Here is a 15377-nt window from a genome sequence, read left to right as displayed (position 1 = left end):
CTTTACTGCGATCAGCGGCAGCGCGCGCCGTTGCGGTCGATTGCCCGGCCAGCGGCAGCACCGCCCGCCGCGCCGAGGATCGTTCCCAGCGTACGCGAATCGCCCGGCGCGATGATGTTGCCGAGAATGCCGCCCGCGAGGCCGCCGACGATCAGCCCGGTCGTCCCGTCCGGTCGGCGACAATAATAGCGCCCGTCCTGCCCGCGATAGATCCGGTCGTTGCGCCCGAGGCGGCGTTCGCGATAGCGGCGGTCGTCGCGGTAGTAGCGTCCCGCGTCATAGCCACCATAGCTCGGATCGGGCCGGTTCCAGTCGTACTGACGATAGGATCCGAACCCGCGATCGTTATAGCCGGTCCCGGCACAGCCGCTCACCACGGTCGCCGCGATCAGCGCGGCGCCCAGCGACAGGCTCTTCCTGTTCAGCATGGTCATGATTTCCCTTGTGATGTGAATGCACAGGGGACGCGTCAGGGCGGCGATCCGTTCCCGCCCATGCGGCGAGCCGAGCGGACGCAATAGCATGATCCGGTGCATTCGCGCTTCCCCCTGGCGCGCTAAGACGGCAAACAGGCGGGAATGCGCGTGCTCCTCATCCTGCTGCTGTCTGCCCTGCTCGCGGCCTGTTCGGGTGCGAAGGCTCCGCAGGCCGCAACGCCCGGCCCCGACCGGCTGGTGCGGCTGGCCGATGCCGAGATTCGCGGGCTCGACCCGCAGGTCTATTCGGACCTCGCCTCGCTGCGCGTTGCGGCGGACCAGTTCGAGGGGCTGACCCGCTTCAATGTGTTCGGCATGGCGGTGACGGGGCTGGCGCGCGACTGGAAGGTATCCCCCGACGGGCTGACCTGGCGGTTCATCCTGCGTCCCGGCCTGCGCTTCTCCGATGGCACGCCGATCACCGCGGCGGTGTTCGCGCGCGGCTGGCAGCGGCTGAACGACAAGGCGACCGGGTCGCCGCACACCGCGCTGTTCGCCGCGATCCGGTCGGTGGAGGCCGATGGCGATGCAGCGGTTGTGGTGAGGCTCGCTGCCCCCTTCCCGCAGCTACCCGCTCTGCTCGCGCACCCGGCGATGGCGGCGCTGCCGCTGCATCGCGCGGGACAAGGCGCGGCGGACTGGACCGCCGAGCGCCCGCTGGTCACCTCCGGCCCCTATCGCACCCGCGACTGGCGGTTGAACGACCGGCTGGTGCTCGAGCGCAATCCGAACTGGCATCGCGGCCGCGCCCCGATCGGCACGGTGATCTGGAAGCCGGTCGACGATCCGCTCGCGGGAATGCGGCTGTTCCTGGCGGGCGAAGCCGATATTTCCGGGGACTATCCGCAAAGCCGCCATGATTGGCTCAAGCAGCAGCGCCCCAGCGCGGTGCGCACCGGCGATTATCTGGGCAGCTATTATTTCACGATGAACACGCGCAATCCGCCCTTCGATGACGTTCGCGTGCGCCGTGCGCTCGGCATGGCGGCGGACCGCGAATGGCTGGCGCGCGCGCTGCTGCCGATGGGCAATGCGCCGGCTTATGGTCTGGTGCCACCCGCGCTCTATGTCGGCTTGCCCGTACGCCCCGATTGGGCAAGCCTCTCGCTCAAGCGCCGCCAGGCCGAGGCGAAACGCCTGCTCGCTGCCGCCGGATACGGCCCCGCGCGCCCGCTGCGCTTCGAAATCCGCATCAACTCGTCCGCCGAACATCGCCGCATGGCGGTCGCGCTGGCGGCGATGTGGAAGCCGCTCGGCGTCGAGGCGAGTGTGCTCAACAGCGAGCCAGCGCTGCATTTCGCGGCGATGCGGCGCGGCGATTTCCAGATGGCGCGCTCTGGCTGGATCGCCGATCTGCCCGCGCCCGAGAATTTCCTCGCGGTGCACCGGTCGGATGCAGGCGAGGTCAACTATTCGGGCTTTGCCGATCCAAGCTATGACGCGCTGCTCGACCGGGCGATGGCCGAACCCGACCCCGCGCGCCGGATGACCGCGATGCGCGCCGCCGAGGCGCGATTGCTCGATGCGATGCCGGTCATCCCCCTTTGGTTCTATCGCAGCGGCGCGCTCGTCGCCCCGCGCGTGCGCGGCTGGATCGACAATCCCGGCAACATCCATCCGAGCGCGGCGTTGTCCCTCGCTCCAGCCCCTGCTATCGCGGCCAGGGGCAAGTGAGCGACGCGAGGCGAGGCATGACCGGCGCATGGAAAAAGGCCATTTCGGGCCTGATGGCTGCGGCGACGCTGGCGCTTTCGGCCTGCAGCAGCTCGGACAGCTCACCGCTCGGCATCTCGATCATCGATTCCTCCAGCCGCAACAATCTCGATGCTGCCGTGCTGGAGCCCGGCTCGGCCTATCTGCGCGCGGCGACCTCGCAGGGGCTCGTGCGGCTCGATGCGCTGGGCAACATCGTGCCGGGGCTCGCCGAGCGCTGGATCGTCACCGATGACGGGCTCAGCTATATCTTCCGGCTGCGCAACGCCCGCTGGGAGAATGGCGATCCCGTAACCTCCGAGCATGTCGCCGCCGCGCTCAAGCGCCGCTTGCAGATCGAGGCGAAGAGCGCGCTTGGGGCCGACACGGCGGAGGTTCGCGACATCCGCTCGATGACCGGGCGCGTCATCGAGATCCGGCTGCTCGCGCCCCAGCCCGAATTGCTGCGCATCCTGGCGCAACCCGAGCTGGGCATCCGCCGCAACGGCAGCGGCACCGGGCCGCTGGCCGCGGATCGCCAGACCTATTGGACGCTGCTGACCGAACGTGTCGACGATTCGATGGGGCCGGACCCGCGGCGCATGGTTCGCCCGCTCGAGGTCCGCACCGAACGCGCGGCGAGGGCGATCGCGCGATTTTCGATGGGCGAAACCGCGATGGTGCTCGGCGGGCGGTTCGAGCATCTGCCCTATCTGAGCGCGGCGGGCATTTCCGACAATGACGTGCGCGCCGATCCGGTCATCGGGCTGTTCGGGCTGCTGGTGGTCAACGGCAAGGGCTTTCTCAGCGACCCCGCCAATCGCGAGGCGATCGCGCTGGCGATCGATCGCGAGGCGCTGATGACCCCGCTGGGCATCGGCCAGTGGCAGGTGACCGCGCGCATCGTGCCCTTGGGTCTGCCGCGCTACCAGCCGCTGATCGGCGACCGCTGGACCGACCTGACCATCGAGGCGCGGCGCGATCTGGCGCGCGGGCGCATCGTGCGCTGGCGGCAGGCCAATGCAACGTTACCCATGCTGCGTATCGCCATGCCGCGCGGCCCGGGGTCGCGGCTGGTATTCGGCCGCATCCGGCGCGATCTGCAGACGATCGGGCTCGATGCCCGGATGGTGGCGCCCGACGCGGCAGCCGATCTGCGGCTGATCGACGAGGTTGCGCATTATCGCCAGCCCGGCTGGTTCCTCAACCAGCTCGCCTGCGCGGTGCGCCCGCTGTGCAACGAGGAAGGCGATGTGCTGCTGGCCCAGGCCCGGCGGGCGGTCGATCCGGCGGTGCGCATGGCCAAGATGGCCGAGGCCGAGGTCGCGATCACGTCGGCCAATATCTTCATCCCGCTGGGCACGCCGATCCGCTATTCGCTGGTGCGTGGGAACGTGCCCGGCTTTGCCATCACCGCCGATGGCTGGCACGCCTTGCCGGACATGGTCGTCATCCCCAGATAGGGCGCGCAAGGGGTTGCGGAGGTAACCTATGAAGACGATCCGGCCTGAACAGATGGAGCAGCTGCGCGCAGCCATGCCCGCGCTGTCGAACGATCCGCAGGCGATCCGCCAGCGTGTCGAGATGCTGGAAATGATGCTCGAGCGCAGCTTCACCCTGCCCGGCGTCAATCGCAAGGTGGGGCTCGATTTCGTGCTCGGTCTCGTCCCCGTGCTGGGCGACGTCATCACTGGCGCGATGGGCCTGTACATCGTCTGGGAGGCGCGCAACCTGGGCATGTCCAAATTCCAGCTCGCGCGGATGGCGGCCAATGTCGGTTTCGACAGCCTGATCGGCGCGGTACCGCTGGTGGGTGATGCGTTTGACTTCTTCTGGCGTTCGAACACGCGCAACCTGAAGATCATCCGCAAACATCTCGACAAGTACCATCCGGCGACGCGCACCATCACCTTGTGATTCGCGAATCGCGATTAGGATACTTTCGCTGTCGCTTGCCTGTCACCGCTTATGACACCGCTTACCTCGCACGACTGCAATCCTTTGCGGCGCCATCTCTTCGCAACTGCAAAAAAACCCCCGGAAATCAAAGGATTTGCCAAGCCCGATCGGCTGGGTTAGAGGCTGCGGCCACAGGCCATCCAGACATAAAAAAAGGGCCAGCCCGAAGGCTGACCCGATAAAGTTTTTAGGAGAGGATGCCTGAAAGGCATGATCAATATGGGTCAGGAGCCCTTATTGTGCAAGTGCGAAAAGATTGATTTGAGTTGCAAAGGATGCAACTGAGGTCGCGTAAAACCGCAGTCCGTCCATATTTGCAATTGCACATTTCCGCTGCACTGCAATAATGCGCAACACATGGCCATGCGACGTCTCCCTCCCCTGCGTTCCCTCGAAGCATTTCTGCGCGTCGCGCGGCTTGGCTCGGCCAAGGCTGCGGCGAGCGAGCTCGCGCTCTCGCCTTCCGCGCTCAGCCGCCGCATCGGTGGGCTGGAGGATTTCGTCGGCAAGAAGCTGTTCAAGCGCCATAACCAGCAGCTCAAGCTCAACGAGGCAGGCGAAGCGCTCTACGCCAGCGTCGCGCCCGCGATCGACGCGCTCGCGGACGCCGTCGCCGCGCATATGGACGACAGTCGTGTGCTGAGGCTGCGCCTGGGCATGCTGCCGCTGTTCGGAAGCCAGCGGCTGGTTCCGCGGCTGGGCGAACTCAGGCGGCTCTATCCGATGCTGCATATCGACGTGGACACATCGGGCCATGCCGAAGCGCGGCTAGGCGACACGCTCGACGCGGCGATCATCCTGGCCGAACACCCCGATCCGGCGCTGCATTCGGTGCGGCTCGACCGCAACTATGTCTATGCCATTGCCTCGCGGGAGCTGGTCGAAAGCATCGGCCCGCGCCCCGATCTTGCAACGCTCAACCGCCAGACCATCCTCGTGCACAACGAGATGGCGCATTCGTTCGACGCCTGGAAGCAGGCGCTGGGCCTCACGGACCTGCACCCGCAATCGATCGATCATATCGACAGCGGCCCGCTGATGCTCGAAGCGGCGGCCCAGGGCCTGGGCATCGCGATCATGCACGACGACCATCTCACCCGATCGGGCGATGCGCGGCTCGCCAAGCTGTTCGACGTGCGGGTCGAGAGCCCGTACAGCTACTGGTTCGTCTGCAAGCCGCGCGCGCTCGAGACGCGCGCGGTGCGGCTATTCCACGACTGGCTGGTGGAAGCGAATATCTGATTGTCGCGTGATGCAGCAACCTATGCCCCTCCCTGGCCAGGGAGGGGTTAGGGGTGGGTCGTCCGCGCCAGAGCTAGCCCGCAAACGCCTACCCACCCTCAGCCCCTCCCTCAAAGGGAGGGGAGTTTTACGTCATCAACCTCTCAGGCCACCGTTGCCGAGGCGATCACGCCGGGCTTGGCGGGCGGTTCGCCCTTGGGCAGCGCGTGGACATGCTCCATGCCTTCGATCACCTGACCCCAGACGGTGTACTGGCGATCGAGGAAGCGCGCATCGTCGAGGCAGATGAAGAACTGGCTGTTGGCGCTGTTCGGATCCATCGTGCGCGCCATCGAGCACACGCCCTCGACATGCGGCTCGTCGTTGAATTCCTGTTTCAGGTCGGGCTTTTTCGATCCGCCGGTGCCGGTGCCGTTGGGGCAGCCGCCCTGTGCCATGAAGCCGGCGATCACGCGGTGGAACTTCACGCCGTCGTAAAAGCCTTCCTGCGCCAGCTCGACGATGCGCGCGACATGGTTGGGCGCGAGGTCGGGGCGCAGCTTGATGACGATGTCGCCGCCATCCTGGATGTGAAAGGTAAGCGTTTCGGCGGTCATGATAGGTCCTTTGCGGCCGGAGAAATGGGTGCCGCCGATATAGCGGCGCGGGTGCGAATGTCACCCCTTGGCCGACGCGCCCGATCGGGATTGCTTTTGCAGGTGCGAAGCGCCAAACACGCGAAACGTTGCGGCACGCCCGCGCGTTCCCCATCCACCCCGCAGACAGGAGCAGGCCATGACCGACCCGACCGACGCGCCGCTCCGTGAGCCCGACCTCGCCGAGCTGGCCGACGCCAGCACCAGCCTGGACGAGGACAACCGCCTGCTGCCCGGCTTTGTCGATCAGGTCTGCGAGGCGCTCGACGCGGGCGATGACGAGGCGGCCTATGACCTGGTCGAGCCGCTCCACCCCGCCGATATTGCCGACCTTTTCGAGCTGGTCGAGCGCGACTATCGGGGTCCGCTGGCGCGTGCGATCACCGACCTGCTCGGCGCGGACGTGCTCACCGAGCTCAACGATTATGTCCGCGATGACGTGATCGACGCCCTGCCCGCCGCGCAGGTGGCGGAGCTCGCCGGGCAGCTCGAGACCGACGATGCCGTCGCGATCATCGAGGAGATGGAGGAGGAGGACCAGCGCGCGGTTCTCGCCGAGCTGGAACCGGCCGATCGCGCCGCGATCGTCGATGCGCTATCCTTCCCCGAAGAATCCGCCGGCCGCCTGATGCAGCGCGATCTGGTCGCGGTGCCGGAGCACATGAATGTCGGCCAGCTGATCGATTATCTGCGCGAGCATAGCGACCTCACCACCGAATTCTGGGAAATCTTCATCGTCGATCCGCAGCATCGCCCGGTCGGCACCTGCCAGCTGAGCTGGATCCTGCGCACCCCGCGCCATATCGCGCTTGCCGATGTGATGAAGCGCGATCAGACGCTGATCCCGACCGACATGGACCAGGAAGAGGTCGCGCTGCGCTTCCAGAAATATGCGCTGATCTCCGCCGCCGTGGTCGATGGCGCCGGACGGCTGGTCGGCCAGATCACCGTCGATGACATCATCCATATCGTCCAGGAAGAGGCGGGCGAGGACATTTTCCGCCTTTCGGGCGCGGGCGATGGCGACATTAACGAGCCCGTGCGCGAGACGTACAAGACGCGCGTGCGCTGGCTGATCGCGAACCTGGGCACCGCGCTCGTCGCTTCGAGCGTCATCGGCTTTTTCGGCGGTGCGATCGAGCAGATGGTGGCGCTGGCGGTGCTGATGCCTATCGTCGCGGGCGTCGGCGGCAATGCGGGCACGCAGACGCTGGCGGTGACGGTCCGCGCGCTTGCCACCAACCAGCTCACCGAATCGAACACCCGCCGCGCGATCCTGCGCGAGATGCGCATCGCGATGCTCAACGGCGCGACCATCGCGCTGATCGCGGGCACGGCAACCGCCTTGTGGTTCCATGATGCGCATCTGGGGCTGGTGATCGCTGCGGCGATGCAGACCAACATATTGCTCGCGGGGCTGGCGGGTGTTGTCATCCCGGTGGTGCTCGAGAAATTCGATCAGGACCCGGCGGTGGCGAGTTCGATCTTCGTCACCATGACCACCGATTCGATGGGCTTTCTCGCCTTTCTGGGCCTCGCGGTCGCGAGTGGCCTTGTGAGCCTGTAATGCCGCTGTCGATGACCAAGATCGCGTTCGGCGCGACCAGCGTGGGTTCGCTGCGCCAGTGGATCGAAAGCCACGCGCCGCTCGGCGAAGCGCGGCTGACGACGCGCTATCTGCCCAAGCGCCACGAGGAAATGGTCGGGGGCTCGCTCTACTGGATCCACAACCGCGCGATCGTCGGCCGCAGCCCGCTGATCGGCTTCATGGACAATGGCCAGGGCCGCATCTGGATCCGCATCGAACCCCGGCTGATCGCGGTGCAATCCATCCCCCGCCGCGCGCACCAGGGCTGGCGCTATCTCGAAGCGGCAGATGCGCCTGCGGACCTGGGCGACGGAATGAGCGAGGCGGAAGCGATGCCGGCGGAAATGCTCGGCGAACTGGCGCGGCTGGGGCTGGTATGATCGCCGTCTGCTCCGCCAACCCAATCACCCACGCTCGCTCAGCCGGAGCCTGTCGAAGGCCCCGCGCCGGGGGTCCGGACCATAGCAACCCCACCCCCACCTCTGCTCACCCTGAGCTTGTCGAAGGCCCGCGCTGAGCCAAGCATTGCAATTATCGTCACCCTGAACTGGTTTCAGGGTCCATTTCGCCCCACGCGGCTTCGGCTTATTGGTGCACGATGGATCCTGAAACAAGTTCAGGATGACGTCGCTATATCCGGAGACCAAATCGCGGACCTTCGACAGGCTCACGCTGAGCGGGTGGCAGTGACAGGGCTGCGCCCCCTCACGCCAGCGCCTTTTCCCGCACCTTTCGGATCACGTTGACGAAGGTCTCGGCCTCCTGCGCGCCGGGAACCAAATACTTGCCGTCGAAGATGATCGCGGGAACACCGCTGATCCCCTGTTCGATCCAGTGGTCGAGATGCGCGCGGACCTCCGCCTCGTTGTCGGGATCGTTGAGCACCGCGCGGCCCTCGTCCGCATCGAGCCCCGCTTCGGCAACGATCGACAGCAGCACCTCCTCGTCGCTCACATCGCGGTTCGCCTGGAAATAGGCCGCAAACAGCGCCAGCTTCAGCCGCGTCTGCGCCGCGCTGCCATAGCTGTCGCCCGCCCAGGTCAGCAGCTGGTGTGCCCTGAACGTGTTGTAGATGCGCATGTCGGGGCCATAATGAAAGCCGAAGCCCAGCTTGTCACCCAGATCGGTCAGCCGCTGGCGGTTGCTCGCGCTCTGCTGCGGCGTTGCGCCGTACTTGCGCGCGACATGCTCGGAAATCGCCTCGCCCTCGGGCGCCATCTTGGGGTTAAGCTCGAACGGGTGCCAGGTGATCTCCGCCTCGACCTCGTCGCCCACCGCTTCCAGCGCCTTTTCGAGCTGCTTGTAGCCGATGATGCACCAGGGACAGACCACGTCCGACACGATATCGATCTTGAGCTTGTGGGCGGTCATCAAAGGTCTCCGGGTTCTTGCAGCTGGCCTCCAGCCCCAATGTACCGCAAAGCGGCGGGGCTGTCAGCAAATGTTGACAGTCAGCGTGTCGGAACCGGGGTCTCGCCCGAATAGTCGTAGAAGCCGCGCTTCGTTTTGCGACCCAGCCAGCCAGCCTCGACATATTTGACCAGCAGCGGCGCGGGGCGGAACTTGGGGTCGCCGGTGGTGCTGTGCAGTACCTGGGTGATGCTGAGGCAGGTGTCGAGCCCGATGAAATCGGCGAGCGTCAGCGGCCCCATCGGGTGGTTGAGCCCCAGCTGCACCGCCGCGTCGATATCCGGCATCGTCGCCACGCCCTCGCCCAGCGCGAAGCACGCCTCGTTCAGCATCGGCAGCAGGATGCGGTTGACGATGAAGCCCGGCGCATCATTGGCCTGGACCACCCGCTTGCCGATACGCTCGGCATAGCCGCGCACCGCATCGACCGTCGCGTCCGAGGTGGCGAGCCCGCGGATCAGCTCGATCAGCCCCATGACCGGCACGGGGTTGAAGAAATGCACGCCGACGAAGCGCGCCGCATCGGGGCTGGCGGCAGCCATGCGGGTGATCGGGATCGACGAGGTGTTGCTCGCCAGGATCGCTTGCGGGCCAAGCACCTTGCCGACAGCCTCGAAGATCGCGCGCTTGATGTCCTCGCGCTCGGTCGCCGCCTCGATAATCAGGCCTGCATCGGCCATCGGGCCATAATCGCCGACGGGCTGGATGCGGCCCAGCACCGCGTCGGCCTCGCTCGCCTCCATCTTGCCCTTTTCGACCGCGCGCGCCAGCTGCTTGCCGATGCCTGCCTTGCCCTTTTCCGCCAGATCGACCGACACATCGGAGAGAAACACATGGTAGCCCGCCTGCGCGCTAACCTGCGCAATCCCTGCGCCCATCTGGCCTGCGCCGATGACTGCCACTTTATCCATGTTGCGCCTCTTTCTGCTGTTGCCGGAATCGGATAGGCGGGGCGCATAACCGAAGACCGCGAGTCTTGCTAGGAGCGATAATCCCAAGATGTTGAGCCCGTTTCTGCTGCTGGCCGCCGCCGCCGCCTCCCCCACTGGTCCCGTTCCCGGCGAGGTGAAGATCTTCAAGGACTGGTATGTCGCCTGCGACAATATCTGGTCGTGCGAGGCGGGAACGCTGTCCGACGATGCGTCCGAACTGTTCACGGCGCAGGTCGTGCGCATCCGCCGCGAGGGCGGCCCCGATGCACCGTTCCGCATCGAGCTCACCCCGCAGGAGGAGCAGGCCAAGGGGCCGGCGCGGCTGGTGATCGATGGCGGCAAGCCGCACTCGGGCACGCCCGACAGCGAAGGCGACACCTGGCTCGACGAGGCGCAGTCGATGGCGATTGCGCGCGGCCTGGCGAATGGCCAGTCGGCAAAGGTCCTGCTGTCCGATGGCAAGGCGATCCCGATCTCGCTCGCCGGATCGTCGGCGGCGCTGCGCTATATCGATGCGATCCAGCAGCGCGCGGGGACCAGCGGCGCCATCGTCGCGACCGGCGCGAAGCCCGATACCGCGCAGCCGCCCGAAACGCCGCAATTGACCGCGCGCGCCGCGACCAGCCTGATCGAGCTGCCCGATCTCAAGGCCTATCCCAAGGTCATCGCCGATAGCGGCTGCGAATTCCGCATGGAAGGCGCCGAGGACAGCGTCGAGCCGCTCGGCCAGCATAACGGCAAGGACATGGCGCTGGTGCTGATCGCCTGCGATTCGGGCGCATACAATTTCGGATCAGCGGTGATGATCGCCGAACGCCCTATGGAAGACCCCAATGCCCGCTGGACCTTCCGCAATGCGAAATTCGACGGTGAAACCGGCTGGGGCGACGAGGAACAGGTCGCGCAAGTTGTGAATGCCAGTTTCGATCCCGCAACCGGCACCCTTTCGGAATTTGCCAAGGGGCGCGGGCTTGGCGATTGCGGCACGGCGAACAGCTATGCCTGGGACGGCGAGCAGTTCCGGCTATCCGAGCGCCATGAAATGGACGATTGCCGCGGCGCGTGGGACTGGCCGCGCGTCTGGGTGGCCGAGGTGTCGGTCGTCAAGTGAGCGTCACAGCGTGCGCGTCATGCACATGCTGAACGGGTCCTCGGTATAATCGCCAAAGGGCGGGCATTCGGCAAAGCCGTGCCTGCGATACAGCGCGTGCGCTGCATGGAAGGGCTCCGGCTTGCCGGTTTCGAGCGAGAGGCGCGTATAGCCCCTCGCCCGCGCCTCGGCTATCAGATGCAGCAACATCGCCTCGCCCAGCCCGCGCCGAAGGAAATTGGGGTCGGTGCGCATCGATTTCAGCTCGCCATGGTCCGCGTCGATCTGCTTGAGCGCGCCGCATGCGGCGAGCTGCCCGTCGATGCGCAGCGCATAGAAGGTGACATCGGGTTGCCGCAGTCGCTCGACGGGAAAGGCATGGACCGAACAGATCGGCGAATGCTGGACCATCTGACCCAGATGATAGCGCAGCAAGGCCACGATATCCTCGCCGGTCAGGTCGTCTTCCTCGATGGTGATCGTCTGCTGCATGTCCAAGCCCCCCGGAACCTTTCTTCACGTCCGGACATTGCGATGGAAACCGCGCGCAATCCACACAAAGTTGCGCGGCTCGCCAAAGCCGCCTAATCGCGGCAGCTCAATTCCCGCCTGATCCGGAGCCTGTCCCCATGTCGCATCCCTCGACTGAAACCACCGGCCACAGCGGCTGGTCGCTCGTCATCCATGGCGGATCGGGCCAGTTCGAGCGCGGCCGCCTGAGCGCAGAGGCCGATGCCGGTGCACGCGCCGGGCTCGACCGCGCGCTCGTGGCCGGGTCTCAGGTGCTTGCCGCAGGCGGCAGCGCGCTCGACGCAGTGCAGGCGGCGATCATCGTGCTCGAGGACGACCCGCATTTCAACGCCGGCCACGGGTCGGTCTATACCTATGAGGGAAAGATCGAGCTCGACGCCGCGGTGATGGACGGCACCAACCGCGCCGCTGGTGCCATCGCCCGCGCGCACCACACGAAGAACCCGATCCTGCTCGCGCGCAAGGTGCTCGAGGACAGCCCGCACGTGATGCTCTCGGGCGAGGGCGCGGACCGGTTCTCGGCGGAATCGGGCTTGTCCCAAGTCGACAACGCCTATTTCGGCACGCCCGAGCGCAAGCGCCAGCTCGAGGAGATGAAGGCCAAGACCAGCGGCTGGTTCGACATCGACATGAAATACGGCACCGTCGGCGCGGTCGCGCGCGACAGCCATGGCCATGTCGCGGCGGGCACCTCGACCGGCGGACTCACCGGCAAGCGCTATGGCCGGATCGGCGATTCGCCGCTGATCGGCGCGGGCACCTATGCCGACGACCGTTCGTGCGCCGTCTCCGCCACCGGCGCGGGCGAGTTTTTCATCCGCGTCGGCGTGGCGCACGAAATCTGCACCCGCATCCGCCTGAAGGCCGAAGCCCGCGCCGAGTTCCTCGCGCACGAGGCCGAGCGCGGCGGCACGATCCTCGACGAAGCGGCGCGCGCCAGGCTGCTCGCCACCGCGCTGACGGCGGACGAGGTGCAGGAGATCGTCGACGCAGTTATGGCCGAGATGGTGGGCCTGGGCGGCACCGGCGGGCTGATCTATCTCACGCCCTGGGGCCATCAGGGCTATGCTTTCCGCACGCCCGGCATGTATCGTGGGATGGCCAGCAGCGACGGCGCGCGCAGCGTCGCGGTCTATGGCGACGAATAAGCAACGATAACAGCAAGGCGAGGAACTTCATGACCGGCATTTCCCCCCGCACCGGCGGGCGCATTCTTGTCGACCAGCTGGTGGCGCAGGGCTGCGACCGCATCTTCACCGTGCCGGGCGAGAGCTTTCTCGCGGTGCTCGATGCGCTGCACGACGTGCCCGAAATCGACACCGTGGTCTGCCGTCAGGAAGGCGGCGTGACCTTCATGGCCTGTGCCGATGGCGCGATGACCGGACGGCCCGGCGTCGCCTTCGTGACGCGCGGCCCGGGCGCGACCAATGCCAGTATCGGCGTGCATGTAGCCATGCAGGACAGCAAGCCGATGGTGCTGTTCATCGGCGATGTCGACCGGGGGATGAGGGACCGCGAGGGCTTTCAGGAGGTCGATTTCCAGGCGATGTTCGCGCCGCTCGCCAAATGGGCGGCGCGGATCGACGACGCGGCGCGCATCCCCGAATATGTCGCGCGCGCCTTTTCGGTGGCGATCTCGGGCCGCCCCGGTCCGGTGGTGCTGGCGCTGCCCGAGGACATGCTGAAGGACGTTGTCGAAACCGCCGACCGCCCGCGTGTCACCCGCCCTGCCCAGCCGGTCTGCCCCAACGGCTTTGCGGTGCTGATGGAGATGCTTGGCCAGGCCAAGAACCCGATCGCGATCGTCGGCGGCGCGGACTGGAGCCCCTCGGCGCGCGCCAATTTCCAGATCTTCGCCGAGCGCATCGGCCTTCCCGTCGCCTGCGCCTTTCGCCAGCAGGACGCTTTCGACAACGCCTCACCGGTCTGGGCGGGCAATCTCGGCTATGGCCCCAACCCGAAGCTGGTCGCGCGGGTAAAGGCCGCGGACCTGATTCTCGCGGTCGGCGCGCGGCTGGGCGAAGCGACCACCGATGGCTACACGTTGATCACCACCGAGCATCCCGGCCAGACGCTGGTGCATGTCCATCCCGACCCGAACGAGCTCGGCCGAGTCTATCGCACCGACCTGCCGCTGTGCGCCGACATGGAAGAGTTTGCCGAAGCTGCCGCGCTGTGGGACGAGGACGACGTGCATTTCGACAGCGGCGCCGAGGCGCATGCCGAATGGCTCGCCTTTTCCGACCCGCAGCCGACTGGGGCTGCGCTCGATCTCGGCCAGTGCGTCAAGGCGATGCGTGCGGCGATGCCCGCCGATACCGTCATCTGCAACGGCGCGGGCAATTTCTCGGGCTGGTGGCACCGCTACTGGCCTTATGGCGAAAAGCCGAGCCAGCTCGCCCCGACCGCAGGCGCGATGGGCTATGGCGTGCCCGCTGCCGTCGCAGCGGCGCTGCGCCTCACCGACCGCAAGGTGGTCGCGCTGGCGGGCGATGGCGATTTTCTGATGAACGGGCAGGAATTGGCGACCGCGGTGCAATATGGCGCGGAGCTGCTGGTGCTGGTGATCGATAACGGCGCGTACGGCACCATCCGCATGCACCAGGAGCGCGAATATCCGACTCGGCTCTCCGCCACGACGCTCCACAATCCCGATTTCGCAATGCTTGCGCGCGCTTATGGCGGCTGGGCGGCAACGGTCGAACGCACCGAGCAATTCGCCCCCGCGCTCGCAGAGGCGCTGGCGCAGCCGGGGCTCAAGCTGCTGCATCTCAAGACCGATATCGAGAATATCGCAGCGAGCGGGGCTACGGTGACGGGTCTACGGGGGCGCTGAGCGAACAAACCTTCTCCCTTGAAGGGAGAAGGATACGAAGCCTTGCTGAGCGCAGCGCGGTTAGGCGGAGTTGGATGAGGGTGATGTGCGTGAACGCCTGCGCATTTTCACCCTCACCCAGCTTCGACTAATTCGCTTCGCTCATAAGTCTTCGCAGCCCTCTCCCTTCTAGGGAGAGGGATTCGGAAGCGCAAAAAACCGGCCCTCTTGCTAGCGGAAGAGAGCCGGTCCTTTTGAATTCAGCGAAGCTGGATCAGAAGATCACACCTTGTCGCCGAATGCGCCCTTGACGTCGCCGGCAAGCTTCTGGGTCTTGCCCTTAAGCTGCTGCGCCTCGCCTTCGGCTTCGAGTTCGGGGTTGTTGGTGGCAGCACCGATGCCTTCCTTGACCTTGCCGGCCAGATCATTTGCGGTGCCTGCGGCCTTGTCCTTGAGTTCGCCCATGATATTGCTCCTTCACTTGGCAAGACGGGGAGGCTTGCCTTCGGAGTACTTACGCAGGTTAGAAAGACGCGTTCCCCGCGAGGCGCATGATTTCCCCCCATTCGTCGCATGTTACGCCAGCGACCGACAGGCGCGACTGGCGCAGGATCGCCATGTTGGCCAGCTTCGGATTCGCCTTGATCGCCTTGAGCGTCACCGCGCGCCTCAGCGGCTCGACCGGCTGCACCTTCACCGCGACCCAGCGTCCGCTCTCATCCTTGGGATCGGGGAACGCCGCCGCGCTCACCCGCATGATCCCCACCACCTCAAGCCCCGTGCGCGAATGGTAGAACAGCGCCAGATCGCCCTCGCGCATCGCCTTCAGGTTGTTCGAAGCCTGCGCATTGCGCACCCCGTCCCAGGTCCCCTCGCCGTCGCGGACCAGGTCGTGCCAGCCATATTCTTCGGGTTCGGACTTCATCAGCCAATATTGGGTCATGATTTTTCCGTTAGCGTCCGCGCTCGTGGTGTAATTTCTGGTGTAGATTGAGGTGATCGCGCGG

General features: G+C 66.0%; 16 protein-coding genes. 9 read left to right on the top strand and 7 right to left on the bottom strand.

From position 1 onward, the window contains the following. Window positions 1-11: 11 nt before the first annotated feature. Window positions 12-434 (bottom strand): glycine zipper 2TM domain-containing protein, encoded by a 423-nt coding sequence (locus AX725_RS00150; RefSeq protein ID WP_081096961.1) that lies wholly within the window; start codon window positions 432-434, stop codon window positions 12-14. Between the two features lie 144 nt (window positions 435-578). On the opposite strand from AX725_RS00150, the gene AX725_RS00145 reads away from it, so the two are divergent. The 4 genes from AX725_RS00145 to AX725_RS00130 all read left to right on the top strand — a co-directional run bounded on the left by AX725_RS00145 (window position 579) and on the right by AX725_RS00130 (window position 5369). After that, window positions 579-2150 (top strand): peptide ABC transporter substrate-binding protein, encoded by a 1572-nt coding sequence (locus AX725_RS00145; protein WP_060977472.1) that lies wholly within the window; start codon window positions 579-581, stop codon window positions 2148-2150. 17 nt (window positions 2151-2167) lie between these two features. Continuing rightward, window positions 2168-3631: an ABC transporter substrate-binding protein gene (locus AX725_RS00140; RefSeq protein ID WP_060977471.1), complete on the top strand. Its 1464-nt coding sequence runs from the start codon at window positions 2168-2170 to the stop codon at window positions 3629-3631. A 52-nt stretch (window positions 3632-3683) separates the two neighbouring features. Then, window positions 3684-4085 (top strand): DUF4112 domain-containing protein, encoded by a 402-nt coding sequence (locus tag AX725_RS00135; RefSeq protein ID WP_099046474.1) that lies wholly within the window; start codon window positions 3684-3686, stop codon window positions 4083-4085. Between the two features lie 399 nt (window positions 4086-4484). Then, on the top strand, window positions 4485-5369 hold the full coding sequence (locus AX725_RS00130; protein WP_082730742.1) for a LysR substrate-binding domain-containing protein: 885 nt from the start codon (window positions 4485-4487) through the stop codon (window positions 5367-5369). 143 nt (window positions 5370-5512) lie between these two features. Here AX725_RS00130 and AX725_RS00125 read toward each other — a convergent pair whose 3' ends face one another. Continuing rightward, entirely contained in the window at window positions 5513-5965 is a 453-nt protein-coding gene (locus AX725_RS00125) for a peptidylprolyl isomerase (RefSeq protein ID WP_060980099.1), read from the bottom strand. A gap of 178 nt (window positions 5966-6143) precedes the next feature. Between AX725_RS00125 and mgtE the strand changes: the two genes are divergently transcribed. Together mgtE and AX725_RS00115 are read left to right on the top strand one after the other, a co-directional pair. After that, a complete protein-coding gene (gene mgtE, locus AX725_RS00120; RefSeq protein ID WP_060980098.1) occupies window positions 6144-7571 on the top strand; it encodes a magnesium transporter in 1428 nt (475 codons plus the stop codon). Then, window positions 7571-7972: a DUF1489 family protein gene (locus AX725_RS00115; RefSeq protein WP_060980097.1), complete on the top strand. Its 402-nt coding sequence runs from the start codon at window positions 7571-7573 to the stop codon at window positions 7970-7972. The genes mgtE and AX725_RS00115 overlap by 1 nt, the downstream gene beginning before the upstream one ends. Before the next feature lie 325 nt (window positions 7973-8297). On the opposite strand, the gene AX725_RS00110 is transcribed toward AX725_RS00115, so the two are convergent. Further along, the gene (locus tag AX725_RS00110) at window positions 8298-8963 is read right to left on the bottom strand and encodes a DsbA family oxidoreductase (RefSeq protein ID WP_060980096.1); all 666 of its coding nucleotides are present in this window, start codon (window positions 8961-8963) and stop codon (window positions 8298-8300) included. A gap of 80 nt (window positions 8964-9043) precedes the next feature. Further along, window positions 9044-9913 carry a 3-hydroxyacyl-CoA dehydrogenase NAD-binding domain-containing protein gene (locus AX725_RS00105; RefSeq protein WP_060980095.1) on the bottom strand — a complete coding sequence of 290 codons (870 nt, stop codon included), beginning with the start codon at window positions 9911-9913 and terminating at the stop codon, window positions 9044-9046. An 88-nt stretch (window positions 9914-10001) separates the two neighbouring features. On the opposite strand from AX725_RS00105, the gene AX725_RS00100 reads away from it, so the two are divergent. Then, window positions 10002-11045 (top strand): DUF1176 domain-containing protein, encoded by a 1044-nt coding sequence (locus AX725_RS00100; protein ID WP_060980094.1) that lies wholly within the window; start codon window positions 10002-10004, stop codon window positions 11043-11045. Between the two features lie 3 nt (window positions 11046-11048). On the opposite strand, the gene AX725_RS00095 is transcribed toward AX725_RS00100, so the two are convergent. After that, entirely contained in the window at window positions 11049-11516 is a 468-nt protein-coding gene (locus tag AX725_RS00095; protein ID WP_060980093.1) for a GNAT family N-acetyltransferase, read from the bottom strand. A gap of 137 nt (window positions 11517-11653) precedes the next feature. On the opposite strand from AX725_RS00095, the gene AX725_RS00090 reads away from it, so the two are divergent. Together AX725_RS00090 and AX725_RS00085 are read left to right on the top strand one after the other, a co-directional pair. Next, the gene (locus AX725_RS00090) at window positions 11654-12703 is read left to right on the top strand and encodes an isoaspartyl peptidase/L-asparaginase family protein (protein WP_060980092.1); all 1050 of its coding nucleotides are present in this window, start codon (window positions 11654-11656) and stop codon (window positions 12701-12703) included. 29 nt (window positions 12704-12732) lie between these two features. Beyond that, window positions 12733-14391: a thiamine pyrophosphate-binding protein gene (locus tag AX725_RS00085; protein WP_060980091.1), complete on the top strand. Its 1659-nt coding sequence runs from the start codon at window positions 12733-12735 to the stop codon at window positions 14389-14391. A gap of 261 nt (window positions 14392-14652) precedes the next feature. Here AX725_RS00085 and AX725_RS00080 read toward each other — a convergent pair whose 3' ends face one another. Next, the gene (locus AX725_RS00080; RefSeq protein WP_060980090.1) at window positions 14653-14835 is read right to left on the bottom strand and encodes a CsbD family protein; all 183 of its coding nucleotides are present in this window, start codon (window positions 14833-14835) and stop codon (window positions 14653-14655) included. Window positions 14836-14893: 58 nt separating this feature from the next. Continuing rightward, the coding region (locus AX725_RS00075) for an EVE domain-containing protein (RefSeq protein ID WP_353646835.1) at window positions 14894-15377 on the bottom strand (484 nt) is incomplete at its 5' end.

The organism is Blastomonas sp. CCH9-A1 (genome assembly GCF_001557175.1).
Classification (GTDB): domain Bacteria; phylum Pseudomonadota; class Alphaproteobacteria; order Sphingomonadales; family Sphingomonadaceae; genus Blastomonas; species Blastomonas delafieldii_A.
This window is presented reverse-complemented; position numbering and strand designations above follow the sequence as displayed.